The sequence below is a fragment of the Bradyrhizobium sp. SEMIA genome (genome assembly GCF_014844175.1).
GTDB lineage: Bacteria > Pseudomonadota > Alphaproteobacteria > Rhizobiales > Xanthobacteraceae > Bradyrhizobium > Bradyrhizobium arachidis.
In genome coordinates this window covers 8,202,974-8,218,614 of sequence record NZ_CP046601.1, presented here as the reverse complement: position 1 = coordinate 8,218,614, position 15,641 = coordinate 8,202,974, and the positions used below count along the sequence as shown (strand labels likewise).

Annotated in this window: 14 protein-coding genes and 3 pseudogenes; 11 read left to right on the top strand and 6 right to left on the bottom strand. The window is 62.5% G+C overall.

Annotated elements, in window-relative coordinates:
- Positions 1–3: 3 nt before the first annotated feature.
- The 6 genes and pseudogenes from FOM02_RS39425 to FOM02_RS39400 all read left to right on the top strand — a co-directional run bounded on the left by FOM02_RS39425 (position 4) and on the right by FOM02_RS39400 (position 7,124).
- The gene (locus FOM02_RS39425; RefSeq protein WP_027560433.1) at positions 4–1,110 is read left to right on the top strand and encodes an ABC transporter ATP-binding protein; all 1,107 of its coding nucleotides are present in this window, start codon (positions 4–6) and stop codon (positions 1,108–1,110) included.
- Between the two features lie 19 nt (positions 1,111–1,129).
- Positions 1,130–2,239, top strand: coding sequence for an ABC transporter ATP-binding protein (locus tag FOM02_RS39420; protein ID WP_027560432.1), 1,110 nt, complete (start codon positions 1,130–1,132; stop codon positions 2,237–2,239).
- Positions 2,240–2,241: 2 nt separating this feature from the next.
- Positions 2,242–3,821 (top strand): annotated as a pseudogene (locus FOM02_RS39415) (FGGY family carbohydrate kinase).
- Positions 3,814–4,854 (top strand): 2-hydroxyacid dehydrogenase, encoded by a 1,041-nt coding sequence (locus tag FOM02_RS39410; protein ID WP_027560430.1) that lies wholly within the window; start codon positions 3,814–3,816, stop codon positions 4,852–4,854. The pseudogene FOM02_RS39415 and the gene FOM02_RS39410 overlap by 8 nt, the downstream one beginning before the upstream one ends.
- A 19-nt stretch (positions 4,855–4,873) precedes the next feature.
- Positions 4,874–5,620, top strand: coding sequence for a class II aldolase/adducin family protein (locus tag FOM02_RS39405; protein WP_027560429.1), 747 nt, complete (start codon positions 4,874–4,876; stop codon positions 5,618–5,620).
- A pseudogene (locus FOM02_RS39400) lies at positions 5,617–7,124 on the top strand (glycerol-3-phosphate dehydrogenase). Before FOM02_RS39405 ends, FOM02_RS39400 begins: the two are co-directional and overlap by 4 nt.
- A gap of 455 nt (positions 7,125–7,579) precedes the next feature.
- On the opposite strand, the gene FOM02_RS39395 reads toward FOM02_RS39400, so the two are convergent.
- Both FOM02_RS39395 and FOM02_RS39390 read right to left on the bottom strand, forming a co-directional pair.
- A complete protein-coding gene (locus FOM02_RS39395) occupies positions 7,580–8,008 on the bottom strand; it encodes a hypothetical protein (RefSeq protein WP_051377667.1) in 429 nt (142 codons plus the stop codon).
- Entirely contained in the window at positions 8,001–8,201 is a 201-nt protein-coding gene (locus FOM02_RS39390; RefSeq protein ID WP_027560427.1) for a hypothetical protein, read from the bottom strand. Before FOM02_RS39390 ends, FOM02_RS39395 begins: the two co-directional genes overlap by 8 nt.
- Positions 8,202–8,910: 709 nt before the next feature.
- On the opposite strand from FOM02_RS39390, the pseudogene FOM02_RS39385 reads away from it, so the two are divergent.
- Positions 8,911–9,113 (top strand): annotated as a pseudogene (locus tag FOM02_RS39385) (ATP-binding cassette domain-containing protein); the annotation flags it as partial.
- Between the two features lie 355 nt (positions 9,114–9,468).
- Positions 9,469–9,624, top strand: a complete 156-nt coding sequence (locus FOM02_RS39380; protein ID WP_167336479.1) for a hypothetical protein — start codon at positions 9,469–9,471, stop codon at positions 9,622–9,624.
- Positions 9,625–9,721: 97 nt separating this feature from the next.
- Here the strand turns inward: FOM02_RS39380 and FOM02_RS39375 are convergent, their stop codons facing one another.
- Complete coding sequence (locus tag FOM02_RS39375) at positions 9,722–11,026, bottom strand: caspase family protein (protein ID WP_035729337.1); 1,305 nt, start codon at positions 11,024–11,026, stop codon at positions 9,722–9,724.
- Between the two features lie 7 nt (positions 11,027–11,033).
- Entirely contained in the window at positions 11,034–11,942 is a 909-nt protein-coding gene (locus FOM02_RS39370) for a DUF4399 domain-containing protein (protein ID WP_027560426.1), read from the bottom strand.
- 257 nt (positions 11,943–12,199) lie between these two features.
- On the opposite strand from FOM02_RS39370, the gene FOM02_RS39365 reads away from it, so the two are divergent.
- Together FOM02_RS39365 and FOM02_RS39360 are read left to right on the top strand one after the other, a co-directional pair.
- Complete coding sequence (locus FOM02_RS39365; protein WP_027560425.1) at positions 12,200–13,072, top strand: formylglycine-generating enzyme family protein; 873 nt, start codon at positions 12,200–12,202, stop codon at positions 13,070–13,072.
- A 20-nt stretch (positions 13,073–13,092) separates the two neighbouring features.
- A complete protein-coding gene (locus FOM02_RS39360) occupies positions 13,093–13,506 on the top strand; it encodes a hypothetical protein (protein ID WP_028146187.1) in 414 nt (137 codons plus the stop codon).
- A 201-nt stretch (positions 13,507–13,707) separates the two neighbouring features.
- On the opposite strand, the gene FOM02_RS39355 is transcribed toward FOM02_RS39360, so the two are convergent.
- The gene (locus tag FOM02_RS39355; RefSeq protein ID WP_027560423.1) at positions 13,708–13,941 is read right to left on the bottom strand and encodes a DUF6894 family protein; all 234 of its coding nucleotides are present in this window, start codon (positions 13,939–13,941) and stop codon (positions 13,708–13,710) included.
- A 752-nt stretch (positions 13,942–14,693) separates the two neighbouring features.
- Between FOM02_RS39355 and FOM02_RS39350 the strand changes: the two genes are divergently transcribed.
- Positions 14,694–15,050, top strand: a complete 357-nt coding sequence (locus tag FOM02_RS39350; protein ID WP_027560422.1) for a hypothetical protein — start codon at positions 14,694–14,696, stop codon at positions 15,048–15,050.
- 137 nt (positions 15,051–15,187) lie between these two features.
- Here the strand turns inward: FOM02_RS39350 and FOM02_RS47405 are convergent, their stop codons facing one another.
- The gene (locus tag FOM02_RS47405; RefSeq protein WP_027560421.1) at positions 15,188–15,376 is read right to left on the bottom strand and encodes a hypothetical protein; all 189 of its coding nucleotides are present in this window, start codon (positions 15,374–15,376) and stop codon (positions 15,188–15,190) included.
- Between the last annotated feature and the right edge of the window lie 265 nt (positions 15,377–15,641).

The window sequence follows — 15,641 nt, the reverse complement described above, 5'->3', positions numbered from 1 at the left end:
AGGATGGCGCGTCTCGAACTCAATTCCGTTGGCAAGGCGTTCGGCGCGGTACGTTGCGCCGACAACCTTTCGCTCGCTGTCGAGCCCGGCGAGATCGTCGCGGTGTTCGGGCCTTCGGGCAGCGGCAAGACCGTGCTGCTGCGCATGATCGCGGGCATGTTCGAGCCCGATGAGGGCGACATCCTGGTCGGCGGCCGATCTATCGTCGGCGCGCCGCCGGAGCAGCGCGGCATCGGCATGGCCTTCCAGAACTTTGCGCTGTTCCCGCATATGAGCGCGCGGGACAATATCGCGAGCGGCCTGCGGACGAAGGCCAAGGGCGGAGAGTTGGCTTCGCGGGTCACGTCGATCAGCCGGTTGTTGAAGATCGAGGATGTGCTCAGCCACATGCCCCGCGAATTGTCCAACGGGCAAAAGCAGCGAACGGCGCTCGCGCGTGCGCTGATCGGCAATCCGGAGGTGCTGCTCCTGGATGATCCCTTGCGCAACGTCGATGCAAAACTTCGCTATGAAATGCGGCTGGAGCTGCCGAGCCTGTTGCGGCGCAGCTCCGCCGCTGTGCTCTATGTTACCCAGGACTATCGCGAAGCGATGGCGATTGCGGACCGCATCGCGGTGTTGATCGAGGGCCGTCTTGTCCAGGTCGCGCGCCCCGAAGAGATCTACGCCCGGCCGGCATCGGTTGCGGTAGCGCGCTTGTTCGGCGACCCCAGCATCAATCTCGCCGAAGTCACGCCGCAGGCCGAGCAGGGCGCGCTGACAGCCGAAGTGGCCGGGACGCGTATGCGTCTCGAGTCCCCCGACAGGCAGCCGGCCGATTATGGCGCATGCTGGCTGGGCGTCCGTCCCGACGATCTCACAATCGCGCGTGCCGCCAGCGAGGGCGCGATCCCGGCGCGCGTCGTCGCGGTCACACCGATGCACGAAAGAGCCGTGCTGCTGCTGCGCTTTGCCGATGGCTCTGAATGGCTCGCGGCGCTGCCGCCGGATTCACCGATGGCGAGCGCTGACGACGGCGTCTTCGTCCGTTTCGCGCCGGAGGTGGCGCTGTTGTTCGATCGTGCGACCGGGCTCCGGGTTGGTCTGCCGCACCGGCGTCAGGCGGCGTGAGGAGAGCGGACCCATGGCCATGCTCGAAATCAAGAATGTCGATAAGGTCTATAGCAGCCGCGGCAAGCCGCCGGTGCATGCCGTCCGCGCACTCAACATGCAAGTGAAGAAAGGCGAGATCGTTGCTCTCTTAGGCTCCTCTGGTTGCGGCAAGACCTCGACCTTGCGGATGATCGCGGGGTTCGAGAGCGTGACCTCGGGCGCGATCGCGCTGTCGCAGCGACGGATCGACGAGCTGCCGCCGGCGAGGCGCAAAGTGGCGATGGCCTTCGAAGGCTATTCGCTCTATCCGCCGCTGACGGTGCGCGAAAACATCGCCTTTGCGCTCAAGGCGCAGCAACTCTCGCGCAGCGAGATATCGCGCCGGGTCGAAGCGATCGCGCGGCTGGTCGAGATCGAAGATATTCTCGACAGCTTTCCGCGCGCCATCTCGGGCGGGCAGCAGCAGCGCGTTTCGCTCGCCCGCGCGTTGGTGCGCGACGCCGACCTCTACCTGCTCGATGAGCCCATGGGCCAGCTCGAACCGCAACTCCGCGCGGTGCTGCGTGGCCGGATCAAGGGTCTGCTGGCCGAGCGCGGCATGACGGCGATCTTCGTCACCCATGACCAGACCGAGGCGAGCGCGCTCGCTGATCGCATCGCGGTGATGGAGGACGGCGTCCTCCAGCAATTCGCCTGCGAAAAGGAATTGAAGAACCGCCCGGCCAATCTCTTCGTCGCCAGCTTCATCGGCGAGCCGCCGATGAATCAGCTGGAGACAGAGGTTGCCCCCGCCGATGGCGGTTTCCGCCTGTCGGTCGGCTCCGATATCGCGTTCCAAATTCCAGGCCAATTGCTCGATCAGGCTGCGCGGCAGGCACTTGGCCAGACGAGAGGAGTCCGGGTCGGCATCCGCCCACAGAAGATTGCGGTCGGAACGGGCGATGTCCGCGTGCGCGTCGTGTCTAATCAATGGCTCGGCGACCAGTCGCATGTCGCGGGAGAATGCGCCGGCCACCTCCTGATCGCGGTGACACCGAGCCGGATCGCGGCGCGGCCGGGCGACGTCATCCCGCTCGCGCTGGAGCCGCGTCACCTCCACATCTTCGGGGCCGACGGCACCTGCATTCGCCATGCGGAGGGGGGCTGACCATGCAGACCTCGCCGCAGCGCGACGTCATTATCGGCATCGATGCCGGCACGTCTCTGATCAAGACCGTGGCGTTCACGCGCGACGGGCGACAGCTCGGCGATTTTTCTCTGCCCAATACATATACGACTTCGTCCGGTGGCCACGTCGAGCAAGACATGGCGCGGACCTGGAGCGACACGGTCGCCGCATTGCACGGGCTGGTGTCGGCCGTGCCGGATATTTCCCAGCGCCTCGCTGCCGTCGCGGTCACAGGGCAGGGCGATGGCACCTGGCTGATCGACGATGACGGCCGCCCGGCTTCGCCGGCGCTGCTGTGGTTGGATTCCCGCGCCGCCAGCCTTGTCGACGGGATCCGCTCAAGCGAGCGCAACGCCGCACTCTACCGGCGCACCGGGTCCGGACTCAACGCCTGCCAGCAGGGGCCCCAGCTCGCCTGGTTGCAGGCGCATGCGCCCGAGACTTTGTCGCGGGCAAAGACAGCCTTTCACTGCAAGGATTGGCTCTACTTCCTGCTCACCGGCCAGCGTGCGACCGATCCGTCGGAATCCACCTTTACCTGCGGCGATTTCCGCAAGCGCCGCTTTGACGCGGAGACCGCGCGGCTGATCGGCATCTCCGATTGCGCGGCCCTGTTTCCTGAGGTCGTCGACGGGGTCGCGACGACGCATCCGCTGAGCGCCGCCGCTGCAATGGAGACCGGACTGCCGCAGGGTGTGCCGGTCTCGCTCGGCTACGTCGACGTGGTCTGCAATGCGCTCGGCGCGGGCCTCTACGATCCTTCACCCGATGTCGGCTGCACCATCATCGGGTCCACTGGCATGCACATGCGGCTCGCGACCAGCGCCGACGCGGTCACGCTGAATACGGAGGCGACCGGCTACACCATGCCGTTCCCGGTCGCCGGTCACTACACCCAGATGCAGTCCAACATGGCCGCGACGCTCAACATCGACTGGCTACTCGATCTCGCGCGCGATCTCCTTGCCGCCGAAGGCATCGTGCGTTCGCGGGCCGACCTGATCCGCCGCCTCGACGAAAAGGTGCTGGAGGCAAAAGCCGGCGAGCTGTTGTTTCATCCCTTCATCTCCGATGCCGGCGAGCGCGGGCCCTTCGTTGCGCATGAGGCTTGCGCGCAACTCATCGGTCTGCGGTCGCGCCACGGCTATTGGGACCTGATGCGCGCCGTGATGGAAGGGCTCGCCTTCGCCGCGCGCGATTGCTATGCCGCGATGGGCGCGTTGCCGAGCGAGGTGCGGATCACCGGCGGCGCAGCGCGCAGCCGCGCGCTCGGGGCCATCCTTGGGGCTGCGCTCGAGTGCAATGTGCGCGTCTGTAGCCGCGGCGAAGCCGGGGCTGGAGGGGCTGCGATGATCGCGGCCGTCGCAACCGGACTTTATCCGGATATGACGGCCTGCGCGGAGGACTGGGTGAGACCGTATTTGAACGAACCACAAACGCGGATCCGGCGTTGGCCGCGCGCTACGCAAAGATGTTCCCGGCCTATTTGGAGGCGAGGCTCGCGGCGCGGCCGGTCTGGAAGCAGCTTGCGGCACTGCGTGCGGGAGCTCGTCATGGCTAGCTCCATCGCCATCGTTGGTGACCGCTTCATGCTGCCGTCGGTGTTCGCCGAGAAGATCACAGCTGCCTGCGGTAACGGCGTCGACCTCCGCCTTCTGGAGCAGCCCTGGCCGGACCGGCCGATGGAGCACGGCTATGCCGGCTCGAAGCTCGATGGGCTGAAGGAGTTCATGGGCGATCCGGACGAGGTCGCCGACTTCATCGGTGACGCAGCGCTGCTCGTGACGCACCTCGCGCCGATCTCGCGATCGATGCTGGAGCGCTTGCCGAACCTGAAATTCATTGCGGTCTCGCGTGGCGGTCCCGTCAATATCGATATGCAGGCCACGCGCGATCACGGCGTGATCGTCGTCAACACTCCCGGCCGCAACGCGAGCGCGGTGGCCGAGTTTACCATCGGCGCCATCCTCGCCGAGACGCGCCTGATACGCAGCGGGCACGAATCTCTGCGCGGCGGTGAATGGCGCGGCGATCTCTATCGTGCCGATCGCACCGGCCGCGAGCTCTGCGAGATGACGGTGGGCATCGTCGGCTATGGCGCGATCGGCACCCGCGTGGTCAAGCTGCTCAAGGCGTTCGGCTGCAAGATCCTGGTCGCCGACCCATACGTCCAGCTCAGCGCGCAGGACCGCAATGACGGCGTCGAGCATGTCGGCCTAGCGGATCTGCTGGCGCGTGCTGACGTCATCAGCCTGCACGCGCGGGTCACCGGTGAGACTACAGGCTTCATCGATCGCGCGGCGCTCGAGCGGGTCAAGCCCGGCGCGTTGCTGATCAACACCGCGCGCGGTCCGTTGGTCGACTACAAGGCGCTCTTTGAGGTGTTGTCCTCGGGACGCCTTGGGGGCGCCATGCTCGACACGTTTGCCGTCGAACCGGTGCCGCTGGATTGGCCGCTACTGCAACTGCCGAACGTCACGCTGACGCCGCACATCGCCGGCGCCTCCTTGCGCACCGTCACCATTGCTGCCGATCAGGCAGCGGAAGAGGTTCGCCGCTATCTTGCCGGCGAGCCGCCGCTCAACCCTTGCTGAAGACGAAAGGTGTTTTGACATGACCCGCGAGGAGCGACAGTTACGCGAAGCGATCATCGCCAAATGCCGGTGGATGAACGCCTCGGGTCTGAACCAGGGAACGTCAGGCAACATCTCCGCCCGTTACAAGGACCGGATGCTGATCACACCGTCGGCGACGCCCTATGACGCGATGAAGCCGGAGATGATTGCTTCAATGCCGCTCGAGGGCGAACACGGCTCCTGGGAAGGACCGCTGCACCCGTCTACCGAATGGCGCTTTCATCTCGATATCATGCGCGGGCGGCCGGATATCGGTGGTGTTGTCCACACGCACTCGACCTACGCGACTGTGCTTGCGATCGCCCGCAAATCGATTCCCGCCTGCCATTACATGATGGCTGCGTTCGGCGGCAACGACATCCGATGCGCCGGCTATGCGCGCTACGGTACTGCGGAGCTATCCGAACTCGCCCTGCAAGCGCTCGAAGGGCGCCATGGCTGCCTGCTCGCCAATCACGGCATGATCGCGGTCGGCGCCAATCTCGACAAGGCGATGTGGTTGGCGGTCGAGCTCGAGACGATCGCACGGCAATACTATCTCTCGCTCGCGCTCGGCGCGCCGCATATTCTCAGCGAGGCGGAGATTGCGGACACGGCAAAGGGATTCTCGACTTACGGATTGCAGCAGCCCAAGGCCAAGTCGAATCCCAAGCCGGCAAAGGCGCGCACTGCGAAGGCGGCGGCACGGCAACGGGTCGAGAAGAAGCACAGTGGAAGGCGATGACGGGCGCTGCGCCTGACGCGGGCAGGGATCACGGGCTTGTCGACATCGCCATCATCGGCGGTGGCATCAATGGCGCCGGTATTGCCCGCGATGCGGCGGGACGCGGCCTGAAGGTCCTCTTGTGCGAGAAGGACGATTTCGCCGAAGGCACCTCGTCGCGCTCCGGCAAGCTCGTGCATGGCGGACTGCGCTATCTTGAATATTACGAGTTTCGCCTGGTCCGCGAGGCCCTGATCGAGCGCGAGGTACTGCTTGCGTCGGCGCCGCACATCATCTGGCCGATGCGCTTCGTGCTGCCGCACTCGCCAGAGCAGCGGCCGGCCTGGCTGGTCCGCACGGGTCTATTGCTCTACGATCATCTCGCGCGCGCAAGCGCCTGCCGCCGAGTCGCGGGCTCGACCTCGCGCATGCGCCGGAGGGCGCGCCACTGCGTGCCGAATTCCGCCGCGGCTTTGAATATTCGGATTGCTGGGTCGACGATGCCCGGCTCGTGATCCTCAATTTGATCGATGCCGCAAGCAACGGCGCCAAAATCCTGCCCCGCACCCGCGCGGTGAGCGCGCGCCGGGAAGGCGACGTCTGGCGCCTTGACATGCAGAGCGGGGACGACGGCACGCAGGTTGTCCGTGCGCGCGCTCTTGTCAATGCGGCAGGCCCCTGGGTGCAGGACGTCGTGCAGGGCGTCGCCGCGCTGAACTCTTCGCACAATGTCCGGCTGGTCAAGGGAAGTCATGTGGTGGTGCCGAAATTCTGGAGCGGGCCGCAGGCCTATCTGCTCCAGAACGAAGATCGCCGCGTCATCTTCGTCAACCCTTACCAGGACGATCTCGCGCTGATCGGCACCACGGATATTTCCTATGGCGGCCGCGCCGAAGATGTCGCGATCGACGAGGGCGAGATCGACTATCTGCTGGGCGTCTTGAGCCGCTACTTCAGGGCCCCGCCGCACCGGAGCGCGGTCGTCCATGCCTTCTCCGGGGTTCGGCCGCTGTACGACGACAATGCCGAGAACCCCTCGGCGGTGACACGGGACTACGTTTTCGAGGTTCACGGCACGCCGAAGGTGCCCCCACTGCTGTCGATCTTCGGCGGCAAGATCACGACTTATCGCCGGCTCGCGGAGCAGGCGCTCGGCCGCCTGGAAGCCTGGTTTCCGAAGGTATCGCCAGCATGGACGGCCGGCACGCCGCTGCCGGGCGGCGACATCAATGGCCCCTTCGATCATTTCGTCACGGAACTTGCGCGCGCCTATCCCGACCTTCCGCGCAAGCTAATCCACCACTATGCGCGCCTGTATGGTACGCGGGCGCGCGAACTGCTTGGCTCGGCCCGCGTTTCGGCCGATCTCGGTTGGCATTTCGGTGGAGACTTTTACGAACGTGAGGCTGCGTTTCTACGCGAGACCGAGTGGGCCAAGGAACCTCAGGACTTTCTGGATCGGCGCACCAAACATGGCCTGCATCTGACGGTGGCGCAACGGGACGCATTTGCCAGCTTCATCTAACTCGGCGGCGCCATGCCACCTCAACCGTACGGTTGCTGTAGGCGATCTGTGCATGCAAGGGGCAATGGAAGTCTTCGCTAGCTCGAGATCGGAAGCTGTCCGTCCGGCTGGAGCTGCTCAGATGTCGGAGTAGCTCAAGTCGGAGTGACTGCCCGCCTTGCGCGCAAAGCTGACCACCATTGATCAGCCTCGATCTTGTTGGTTGGCGCTATCAAATTGGCCCATGATGGATTGGAGCGAGTGTATAGGTTTTTCAACCGGTTAGAAGGCGGCGTGTGCGCGACGTGTGCACCGGGAGATCAAGATAAATCCTGCGCAGGCCAACGTGAGCAGGCGTTTTGAAGCAGGCAGATTGGTCGCGGAAAGCGCAGCTTCTTTGCACTCGCGCAGCTACTTGCAAGCTATTTTATCAATGACGCGACGGGTGGGACCGACCAGCTCTTAATCAGCGGGTCTCAGGTTCGGGCCCTTGTGCGCCGGCAATCCTCGAGTTGGCCACCTCGCACGGTCGCGCCGCGGCCGAACTTGGTGGTGTCGGTAACGAGCACGGTCATCCGTGAATTCGCGCCGATGGACTGGCGCGCCTGGACTTCGCCGACGTGAAAGTCCAGGAGTGAGCCATCCTGATCGACGCCGACGATGCCATAGTCGGCCTGCAAGCCCGCGAAAATGTTTACGGCCGCCTCGCCGACGATGTCCCGGTCGAGCGGGCGGAGCGTGCCGCCGGCGATCGATATCGCCGCACCAGGATTCTGCGCGAACGCGGCGGCATTCTTGTCGGTCCCGAGACGGACGTGGCGCTGGCGGCTGCGGACAGTCTGGCCGAGCTTCGCGACCCGGCGGCCAGTGCGTACGTGAAAACCCGGCAGTGAGGATTCAACCAAGCGAGATTGCCTGCGCCACCATGAGGCCAGCACCCAGGACGCAGATTAGTCCGGTAAAGAGTTCAAAGATCGACGGCCCAGGGCGGCCTACCGCTAACAGCGCAAGGATGGCCGCAATGCCGAACCGAATGCCCTGTGGCGTGAGGTTATTCCACCCAATAATATCCCAGCCGATAACCGAAAGAAGACTCATTTCCTGCCTCCTGTATTTGAAACCTTTCGTCGCCCGAATTTCCGCGCACGCGAGGCGGGTGACGGGGGTCGAAGTCGCGTCTGGCGGAGACGACCGAGGCGGAAGGCGTCGAAATGAAAACTTGCAGCCGCCCGTGTAGGGGCTTCGCCAGCAAGGCTCGTTGATGATGCTCGGTGGTGAATAGTTGGCATGGCTCTGGCGACACGCCGCCGACGGTTGATGCAAACTGAAACAAAAGAGGCCGCCGACCAAGGCGGCCTAACTGCCCTCGTCACCCGCTGAAGGATGGCGATCACGATGATGGCGATACTTTCACCCTTATGGTGGCCCCTTCGTCGCCATAAGTGGCCATTCCCTGACGTGCCGATTGGAGAATGCTTGAGCCCGACTTGACCGCAACCTTACGCCGGTGAACGATACGGATATGCGCACCCCGAATGGTCCGCCAGCTATGGGAAATTCTAATCCGAGTCATTTAACCTCCAGGTTCAATGAATGGTAACGGTTGTCTCAGCAAACTTGCTTTGCAACACACGCCCGAGATAGCCGATCCCAACGTCAACGACCGTGATGCGCGTCACTGGAACTTCGACCACATGTTCAGATTGTGTCCCGCCGTCGTAGGTTCGGTGTCATCATAGCGCGTATCCCTATCCGCTGTCGTAGCGCGTACCCCCGACGGTTCTTGATACCGGCCAGATGCGCCGTTCCGCACAAATTCTCGGGCGGCCAGCGTCAACGCATCGCGGTCGCGCGCGCATTGATGTTGCGGCCGAAGCTGCTGGTTGTCGACGAGCCGGTCTCCGCGCTCGACATGTCGGGCAGGCACGGATTCTCAACCTTCTGGTCGATCTACAGCGCGAGCTGAGGCTCGCCTACCTCTTCATCTCGCGCGATCTCGGGATGGTGCGTCGATCCTGGACACAGGCTGCTAGGCACCAACCTGCAGTGACAACGGCAAGTAGGCGCGGTCTTGCTGCAATGGTGATTGCATGAAGCACTAGACCGGTAAGGCATCGGATGCGATCGGCGCTCTCGGTCCCGCACTCTCTCAGCTCGTCCATGCTGCACACGGCGACGCGTACAGGCTTCATCTTCGAAGTGATGCTTGAAGCTTGGATGAGTACATCGCAGGCGCTCCAACGGTGATCGAAGCATGCCCCATCGAGTTGTGCTCTCCAATATGTGATGAGGATCACGGCGCTAACGCGTGACCTGCAAGATTGTCGTGTCGATCAGTTGCTTGCTGTTCTTCGAGGAGCACACCATGAACATCGTGATTAAAAGACTTAATGGCCTGTGGCACCTTGTCGTCGGGGCGTGCCAGCTCCGAACTCCCTTCCTGGAGACTCAGGACCGGGAGCTGGTCGTTACGTACGCCCGGCGAGCTTACCCTGGTGCCAAAATCTTCGAACGCGACTGATCTTAACAGCGACGCGTCGGTCGACTGCTCCCGGCTGTGGGGGCGCAAATTTCAATCAAGAAATGTCATGGACATATCACGCTGTGTCCTGACAAGATCAAGGACCGAGGCTCTCGCGCAATCGCCGGAGCTGGGACCGGAGCCGCTCGCAGCCCAATTCCCTCTCGAACTTGGTGATCGCCTCAAGCGTTGGTTCAGCGCGCAGGGTCTGCACCCGCGCCATGTCGCGGGTGCAGGTATCTTCGGAACGGACAGACTCGTTCTGTGCCTGCTGCTTCGGAGCCGCTTGCGGCGCCGCATTTCCGCCGGAAGGTAGAGCGGCATTGCTGCCAACACTCTCAAATAGACGCTGTACTTGCGAACGCAGCCGCTTGCAGGCGACCTCGCGTTGGAAGTTGGTGATCTCGTCCGGCGCTGGGTTGGCGCGCAGACGCGCCAGCCTCGCTTCCTCGCGGATACAGGGATCCGTGATTTCGGGGGCCGGCTCCGCCGGAAGCGGCGGCTTGGGGAGTTCCGCCTTCACCGCCGGCGGCACGCTTGGCGGCGTCGGATTGACTACGGCCGGCTTCGGCAGGGCCGGCGCCGAAACTGGCGGAGGGGGCGGTACCGGCGCGACATTGGTTGCACCGAGCTGCGGCACTAAGGAGATGGTCGCGCCGCCGAGTGAGCCATAGATGAAAGGCTCCTGCCGTCCACCGGTCATGGCGATGACCTCATCGCGCACGCGGCCAAGCGCGATCCGAATGTCGATACCGGGCTCGGCAAGGTGTCGGAGCAGAGCGGCTGCATAAGGACTATTCACGCCGTCGCCGTCATAGGAAATCGAGCCGGCCTTCGCCGCGAAAGCCACCAGCGTATCGGCACTGATTTCATCAAGCTTCGCAAGCCCGCCTCTGGTCGGCGAGCGGCTCGCGGACCGCAGCTTGGCCGCAAACGGGTTGTCGCGGCAGGCGTCGAGCAGTATCAACCGCAGGCGGCGTACCGGTTGCAGCGCCCAGATGATGCGATCGAGCGCGATAGCCTCATCGTCGATGTCGTAGTCGTGGCTCAGCTTGGCATCCATCGGTATCAGATAATTCATGCCGCCGATCTCGATGCCGTGACCGGCGTAATAGACCACCGCCACATCGGCGTTCTCTGCAGTAATGAGGAACTCGCGCACAGCGCGCTTGAGGTCGACGACGCCGAGATCGTTGCGCGAAATGACGACGTCGAAACCGATAGATTTGAACAGCGCGGCGATTGCTTTGGAGTCGTTGGCAGTATTGGTCAGCTTCGGTGCGTTCGTATAGGAGGAGATTCCGACCACCAGCGCGACCCGTCGTTCTGCTGCAGCCGCATCGGCGAACAACGCGCTGACGATGAGGCAGAGGACGTAGATTATATGCCGGCGCGGTTTCATCGCTGCATCAATATCCGTAACTCCGCCAGGTGCGTTGGCGGTACTTGCGTTTTCTCGGCGGCTGGCCGCTCTCCGTCACTGTTACGTTGATGACTTCGGAGAACACAGCTGGATCGTGCGGCACGTGGGCAAAATCGGCGAACAGCAGGCGCAGCTTGTGCTGGCCGAGCGGGAGTGTGATTTTCGCCTCGGTCTGGCCCGCGCCGAAGTGCAGGTGGTTGAAGTCGTTCGGGATCGGTTGGTTGAGCGGAGGCAACTCGGCATCGACAAGCAAATGATGATGGCCGGTGTTGGGTTTGTCGTAGCCCGCCGGCGCCACGCCCATGTTCAACAAACCAAAGCGGATAACCGGGGTCTGAGAAATATAGGAACCGTTCTTCGGATAGATGAAATAGACCTTGGCATCCTTCGGCGCGGGACGACGTCCGCTCGCCGCAGGAGCGGCTTGAGCTACCGCGGGGCCAGTTTGGTCAGCGACCTTGACCCTGATCCGCTCCGAGATCACCGGCGGCGAATGCGGAACGTGATTCTTGTCAGCGAACACCAGCTGCAACGTGTGCTCGCCGGGCGTCAGCGAAACCTCTGCCTCGGTCTGCCCCGCGCCGAAATGGAGGTGCTGGAAATCGTTCGGAATTTCAGCGTTCAGTGCTGGGGGTGGCGAGTCGACGATCAAATGATGGTGACCGCTGTTGGCGCGGTCCGAACCTGCCGGCGCAACGCCCATGCCATGGAGACCGAAATGTAAAGTGGTCTTGGTTGGCAGTGTGTCGCCATCCTTCAAGCCGATGAAATAGACGGCCGCCCCGGGCGGCGAAGGCGTCGGTCCGCCCGTCTGGGCTTGGGCCTGTGCGGCGTGGCAGTGCATCAAACCGCCGACAAATGGAACTAGAATGGATATCAGCAATCGTTGCATCATCGCAATCTTCCCAATGCACAGAGCACAACTTGGACCGAGGGCCCGGGGGAATCTGATTAATTGCAAGCATCGATAATATGCCCGTCCAAACGGACGGGATGAAACGATTAAAACGATATTCCTTTGCCGCCCAATGTAAACCAAAATCCCGCGGCGCGACTGCACCTTGCCGGTCGCGGTCGAATGAAGCATGCTATGCGGCATTGAATGTGACGTGTGCATACTCCCGATCGTTCGAGCCGACCGGAGATCACAATATGAATTTCGCCGTTCTGACTGTGATTTGTCTCACAGCGCTTTTTGCAAGTGCTGCGGCAAGCGCGCAGCGAGGGCTGAGCAGCGGCCCGTCTGTCGACCAGCCGTCCGCGCCATCCGACACCAGAATGGCTCAACAACAGGGCGCCAGTCTGGATCCGGGAGAACTGTTTCGCGACTGCGATAACTGCGCTGAGCTCGTGGTTGTGCCGCCGGGAGACTTCGTGATGGGATCCAATGACACGCCCTATGAGAAACCCGAGCACCTGATCAGCATTCGCAAGCCCTTCGCCATCGGGCGCCGCGAGGTGACGTTCGCGGAGTGGGATCCGTGCGCCGATGCCGGCGCGTGCAAAGTGCGGCCCGAGGATCACGGGTGGGGGCGCGGCGACCGCCCAGTGATCAATATCAGCTGGGAAGACGCCAAGCTGTACGTCGCCTGGCTGTCGCAGAAGACCGGGCAGAAATACCGTCTCCCCAGCGAAGCGGAATGGGAATATGCCGCGCGCGCGGGAACCAGAACGCCGTTCTGGTGGGGCAGAGAGGCAGGCGCGGGTCATGCGCAGTGCGACGGCTGTGGCAGTCCGATCAAGCAGCAGGTCGTGCCAACGGGCTCGTTCCGGCCAAATGGCTTCGGGCTCTACGATACTTCTGGCAATGCTGCGGAATGGGTCGAGGATTGCTGGAACGATTCCTATCGGAATGCGCCAAAGGACGCGTCGCCTTGGACGTCGGGCGACTGCCGTCTGCGAGTGCTGCGCGGGGGCAACTTCCTCAGCAAGGCCAACGACGTCAGATCTTCGGCGAGGTTTCGCTACGACGTAGACGTGCGTTACTACGCCAACGGCTTTCGCGTCGTGCGGGAGTTGCCGTAATCATGCCGCGGGCGGAAACAATGCGCGCGATCGTCGTGGCGACACTTGCGTTGCTTGCTGCAGCCCCTGCCGCTCGGGCGCAATCCTACTCCGCCAGCGGGCAAATCGGCTATCTGCACGAATGGGAAATAACGGGAAATCTCGGGAAAACGGCTAAGCGTCCAGGTGCGGAATATTCGGGGACGATCACGCTGCGCCACGTCGGTCTGTGCAGCGTCAATGGCGTAGAGCAAAAGCAGGCGCGATTGCAGCTGAAAGTGTTCCCCGGGCGGCTGGAAGGTGTATTGATCATGGACGAGGATCAATGCCGGATCGTCGCATCCGGATCATCAGGTTCGGGGCAACTGACCTGCGGCAGCGGACAAGACGTTCCGATCACTCTCCTGATCGGCAAGGCGGTGGAGACCGAAGCGGCTGATCGCGCGCGACTTTAGAGCGCTGCGGTTCCGAAGTGCTGCTTGTTCGCCGCCCGACTGTCCGTGACGACTATGATTCCGGCGCCCGCGCCAACACACGTTGCTGCGGCCGCGACTGGCTTGGCCCCTCCGCGAACGCCGGATGATTGCTGTCGTGAGCGCATTCACCCCCTGACGAAGAAGTATGAACGATGGTAGCTCTGACAGCATGGCATCCTCTCAGTGCGGATTGCCGAGCACGAATGCGAACGGCAGAACGAAAATCTCGTCGCCGGCCTCATCGCTGACATGCAGGGCCCACTGACGCCAATCTTCCAGGTTGGCGGTTGCGACGAGAGATCGCACCCTGCGGGTGGCCTCCTCACACGCTTCGATCAGGTCGGATACGAATGTACCGCGACGATCCATCAGTACTCCCTTGGTGTTCGAGCAATGGAAATAGACCTGAGTCATGTACGCCTCCCTGCAATATTCGGGTCAGCAAGCCCGACCCTGCATGTCGGAGTCATACTAGGCCGCAAAGCGGATTGTCCGTGATCACTCGCACATTGCGCGGTTTGGTGGCCCGCGGGCCGTGATCGTGCACGCCACACATCCACGGACAAGGTATGGATCCAACGTCTGCGTTAGGCCAATGGCTGGCGTCAGCCGTGCCTGCTCTGTCAGCAGCCGAAACCTCCGCGGCTGCTGTCGATCGTACCTGCGTCCCGTCGGGTTCGGCTGGTCCGGCGCCGCTGGAAGCGGGCGCATTGCCGGCAGAGATTGCAACAGAGCGCGGCATCATCTTGCAGTGCTTGCAAACGCGATGCAGGGGAGAAGGCTAGGAGGTCTGTCTATCAATGGTGGCGGGACCGAATTGCCCCGCCATTGACCCACAGAGGTCCGTACAAGCATTTCTATATTTATCGGCTAGTCTAGGTCGTTACCCCGCGGCCATAAATAGAACCCACCGCCAACTCTGTGTGATAAAGCGGTGGCTTTAGGGTGGTCATGAATGCCACAAAGCACAGCACTCCGATCGCGAAGATGAGAAGACTAAAAAAGTGGTTCAGGTTCATCTGTGTTCCTCGCCGCCTTTCGTTTGGGGCCGAATCATACAGCCATGAACCGGAGGATGAAGAGATCGACCCGAATCTTCTGTGACGGCGCTCACATCTAGAGAATTGCCTCCTCTGCCTGCCCTGAGTCACGCAACGGTCATTTGCTTGGCTATCTTCGCGATGGCCGTGATGCCATGGCCGCCCGTGATTTTCGTCACAGATGGAAAGGTCACCCTCCAGTATGGTTCGAGCCACATGTTGTTCATTGCAACCCCTGAGGAGGGAGTTATGAGTGAAATGCGTGAGCTGATCGATACGGAACTCGACGCCGTGAGTGGAGGACATCATGGGCATCATCATGGGCATCACGGGCATCACGGGCTCTTCAGCTTCGGCAATATCGGCCATTTCGGCAATATCGTCATAGAGCAGAACATTGCCGTGCAGATTGGTGTGGCTATCGGCAATAACGCCAGCGTCACTCAGCAGCTCGGTCAGCTGAACTTCAGCTCTATCCACTAAATCGCGGATGCCCGAACACTCCTTACCCGCTGCCGAGGGTGTTCGGGTACGAATTCAATCGAGAATTCTCATGGACACGGGCACCGTCGCTCAAGACTCTCGACACGGTGTCGATGCTCAACGAGCGTACCTGTTGCTCATCCTGCCGCGCGCAAGTTCGTGTCCATTCCGATCGCTTGACCGCCCAAGCCAGCGACCACTTCTGCAACCGCTTCGTTCGCTGGCGGTAGGCCAGCGTGCGGAGCCATGTCATGGACGCGCTTGCCGCCGCCAATGATGCCGCTGTCCAGGCGATCGACACCTTTATTGTCGGCATCCATCAGCATCGAGCGTGCATCACCCGGAGCGGGTTCAGTCGATGGGACGCTCCACGGGTGGGGTGGCGCGCAGGATTCTTGCGGTCGTTGATACCAACGGCCTGCCGATCCGGCTCGCGGCAACGCCTTGTCGGGAAAGGTCCTGTCTCGCCTCAGGGCTCAACATTGCTTGTCGACCGCGGCTGCGACGCCGATTGGGATCAAAGAACTCGCAATGTCGTGGAACGCGTCGCCCTGCGGGGAGCCTGCGGCCACCTCACTCGCGTTCGATCCG

Excerpts from the sequence above, each read along its gene's own strand:
- FOM02_RS39425 (WP_027560433.1), top strand. The coding sequence starts at position 4 with ATGGCGCGTCTCGAACTCAATTCCGTTGGCAAGGCGTTCGGCGCGGTA.
- FOM02_RS39420 (WP_027560432.1), top strand. The coding sequence starts at position 1,130 with ATGCTCGAAATCAAGAATGTCGATAAGGTCTATAGCAGCCGCGGCAAG.
- FOM02_RS39410 (WP_027560430.1), top strand. The coding sequence starts at position 3,814 with ATGGCTAGCTCCATCGCCATCGTTGGTGACCGCTTCATGCTGCCGTCG.
- FOM02_RS39405 (WP_027560429.1), top strand. The coding sequence starts at position 4,874 with ATGACCCGCGAGGAGCGACAGTTACGCGAAGCGATCATCGCCAAATGC.
- FOM02_RS39390 (WP_027560427.1), bottom strand. The coding sequence starts at position 8,201 with ATGAGTCTTCTTTCGGTTATCGGCTGGGATATTATTGGGTGGAATAAC.
- FOM02_RS39380 (WP_167336479.1), top strand. The coding sequence starts at position 9,469 with ATGAACATCGTGATTAAAAGACTTAATGGCCTGTGGCACCTTGTCGTC.
- FOM02_RS39375 (WP_035729337.1), bottom strand. The coding sequence starts at position 11,026 with ATGAAACCGCGCCGGCATATAATCTACGTCCTCTGCCTCATCGTCAGC.
- FOM02_RS39370 (WP_027560426.1), bottom strand. The coding sequence starts at position 11,942 with ATGATGCAACGATTGCTGATATCCATTCTAGTTCCATTTGTCGGCGGT.
- FOM02_RS39365 (WP_027560425.1), top strand. The coding sequence starts at position 12,200 with ATGAATTTCGCCGTTCTGACTGTGATTTGTCTCACAGCGCTTTTTGCA.
- FOM02_RS39360 (WP_028146187.1), top strand. The coding sequence starts at position 13,093 with ATGCGCGCGATCGTCGTGGCGACACTTGCGTTGCTTGCTGCAGCCCCT.
- FOM02_RS39355 (WP_027560423.1), bottom strand. The coding sequence starts at position 13,941 with ATGACTCAGGTCTATTTCCATTGCTCGAACACCAAGGGAGTACTGATG.
- FOM02_RS47405 (WP_027560421.1), bottom strand. The coding sequence starts at position 15,376 with ATGCTGATGGATGCCGACAATAAAGGTGTCGATCGCCTGGACAGCGGC.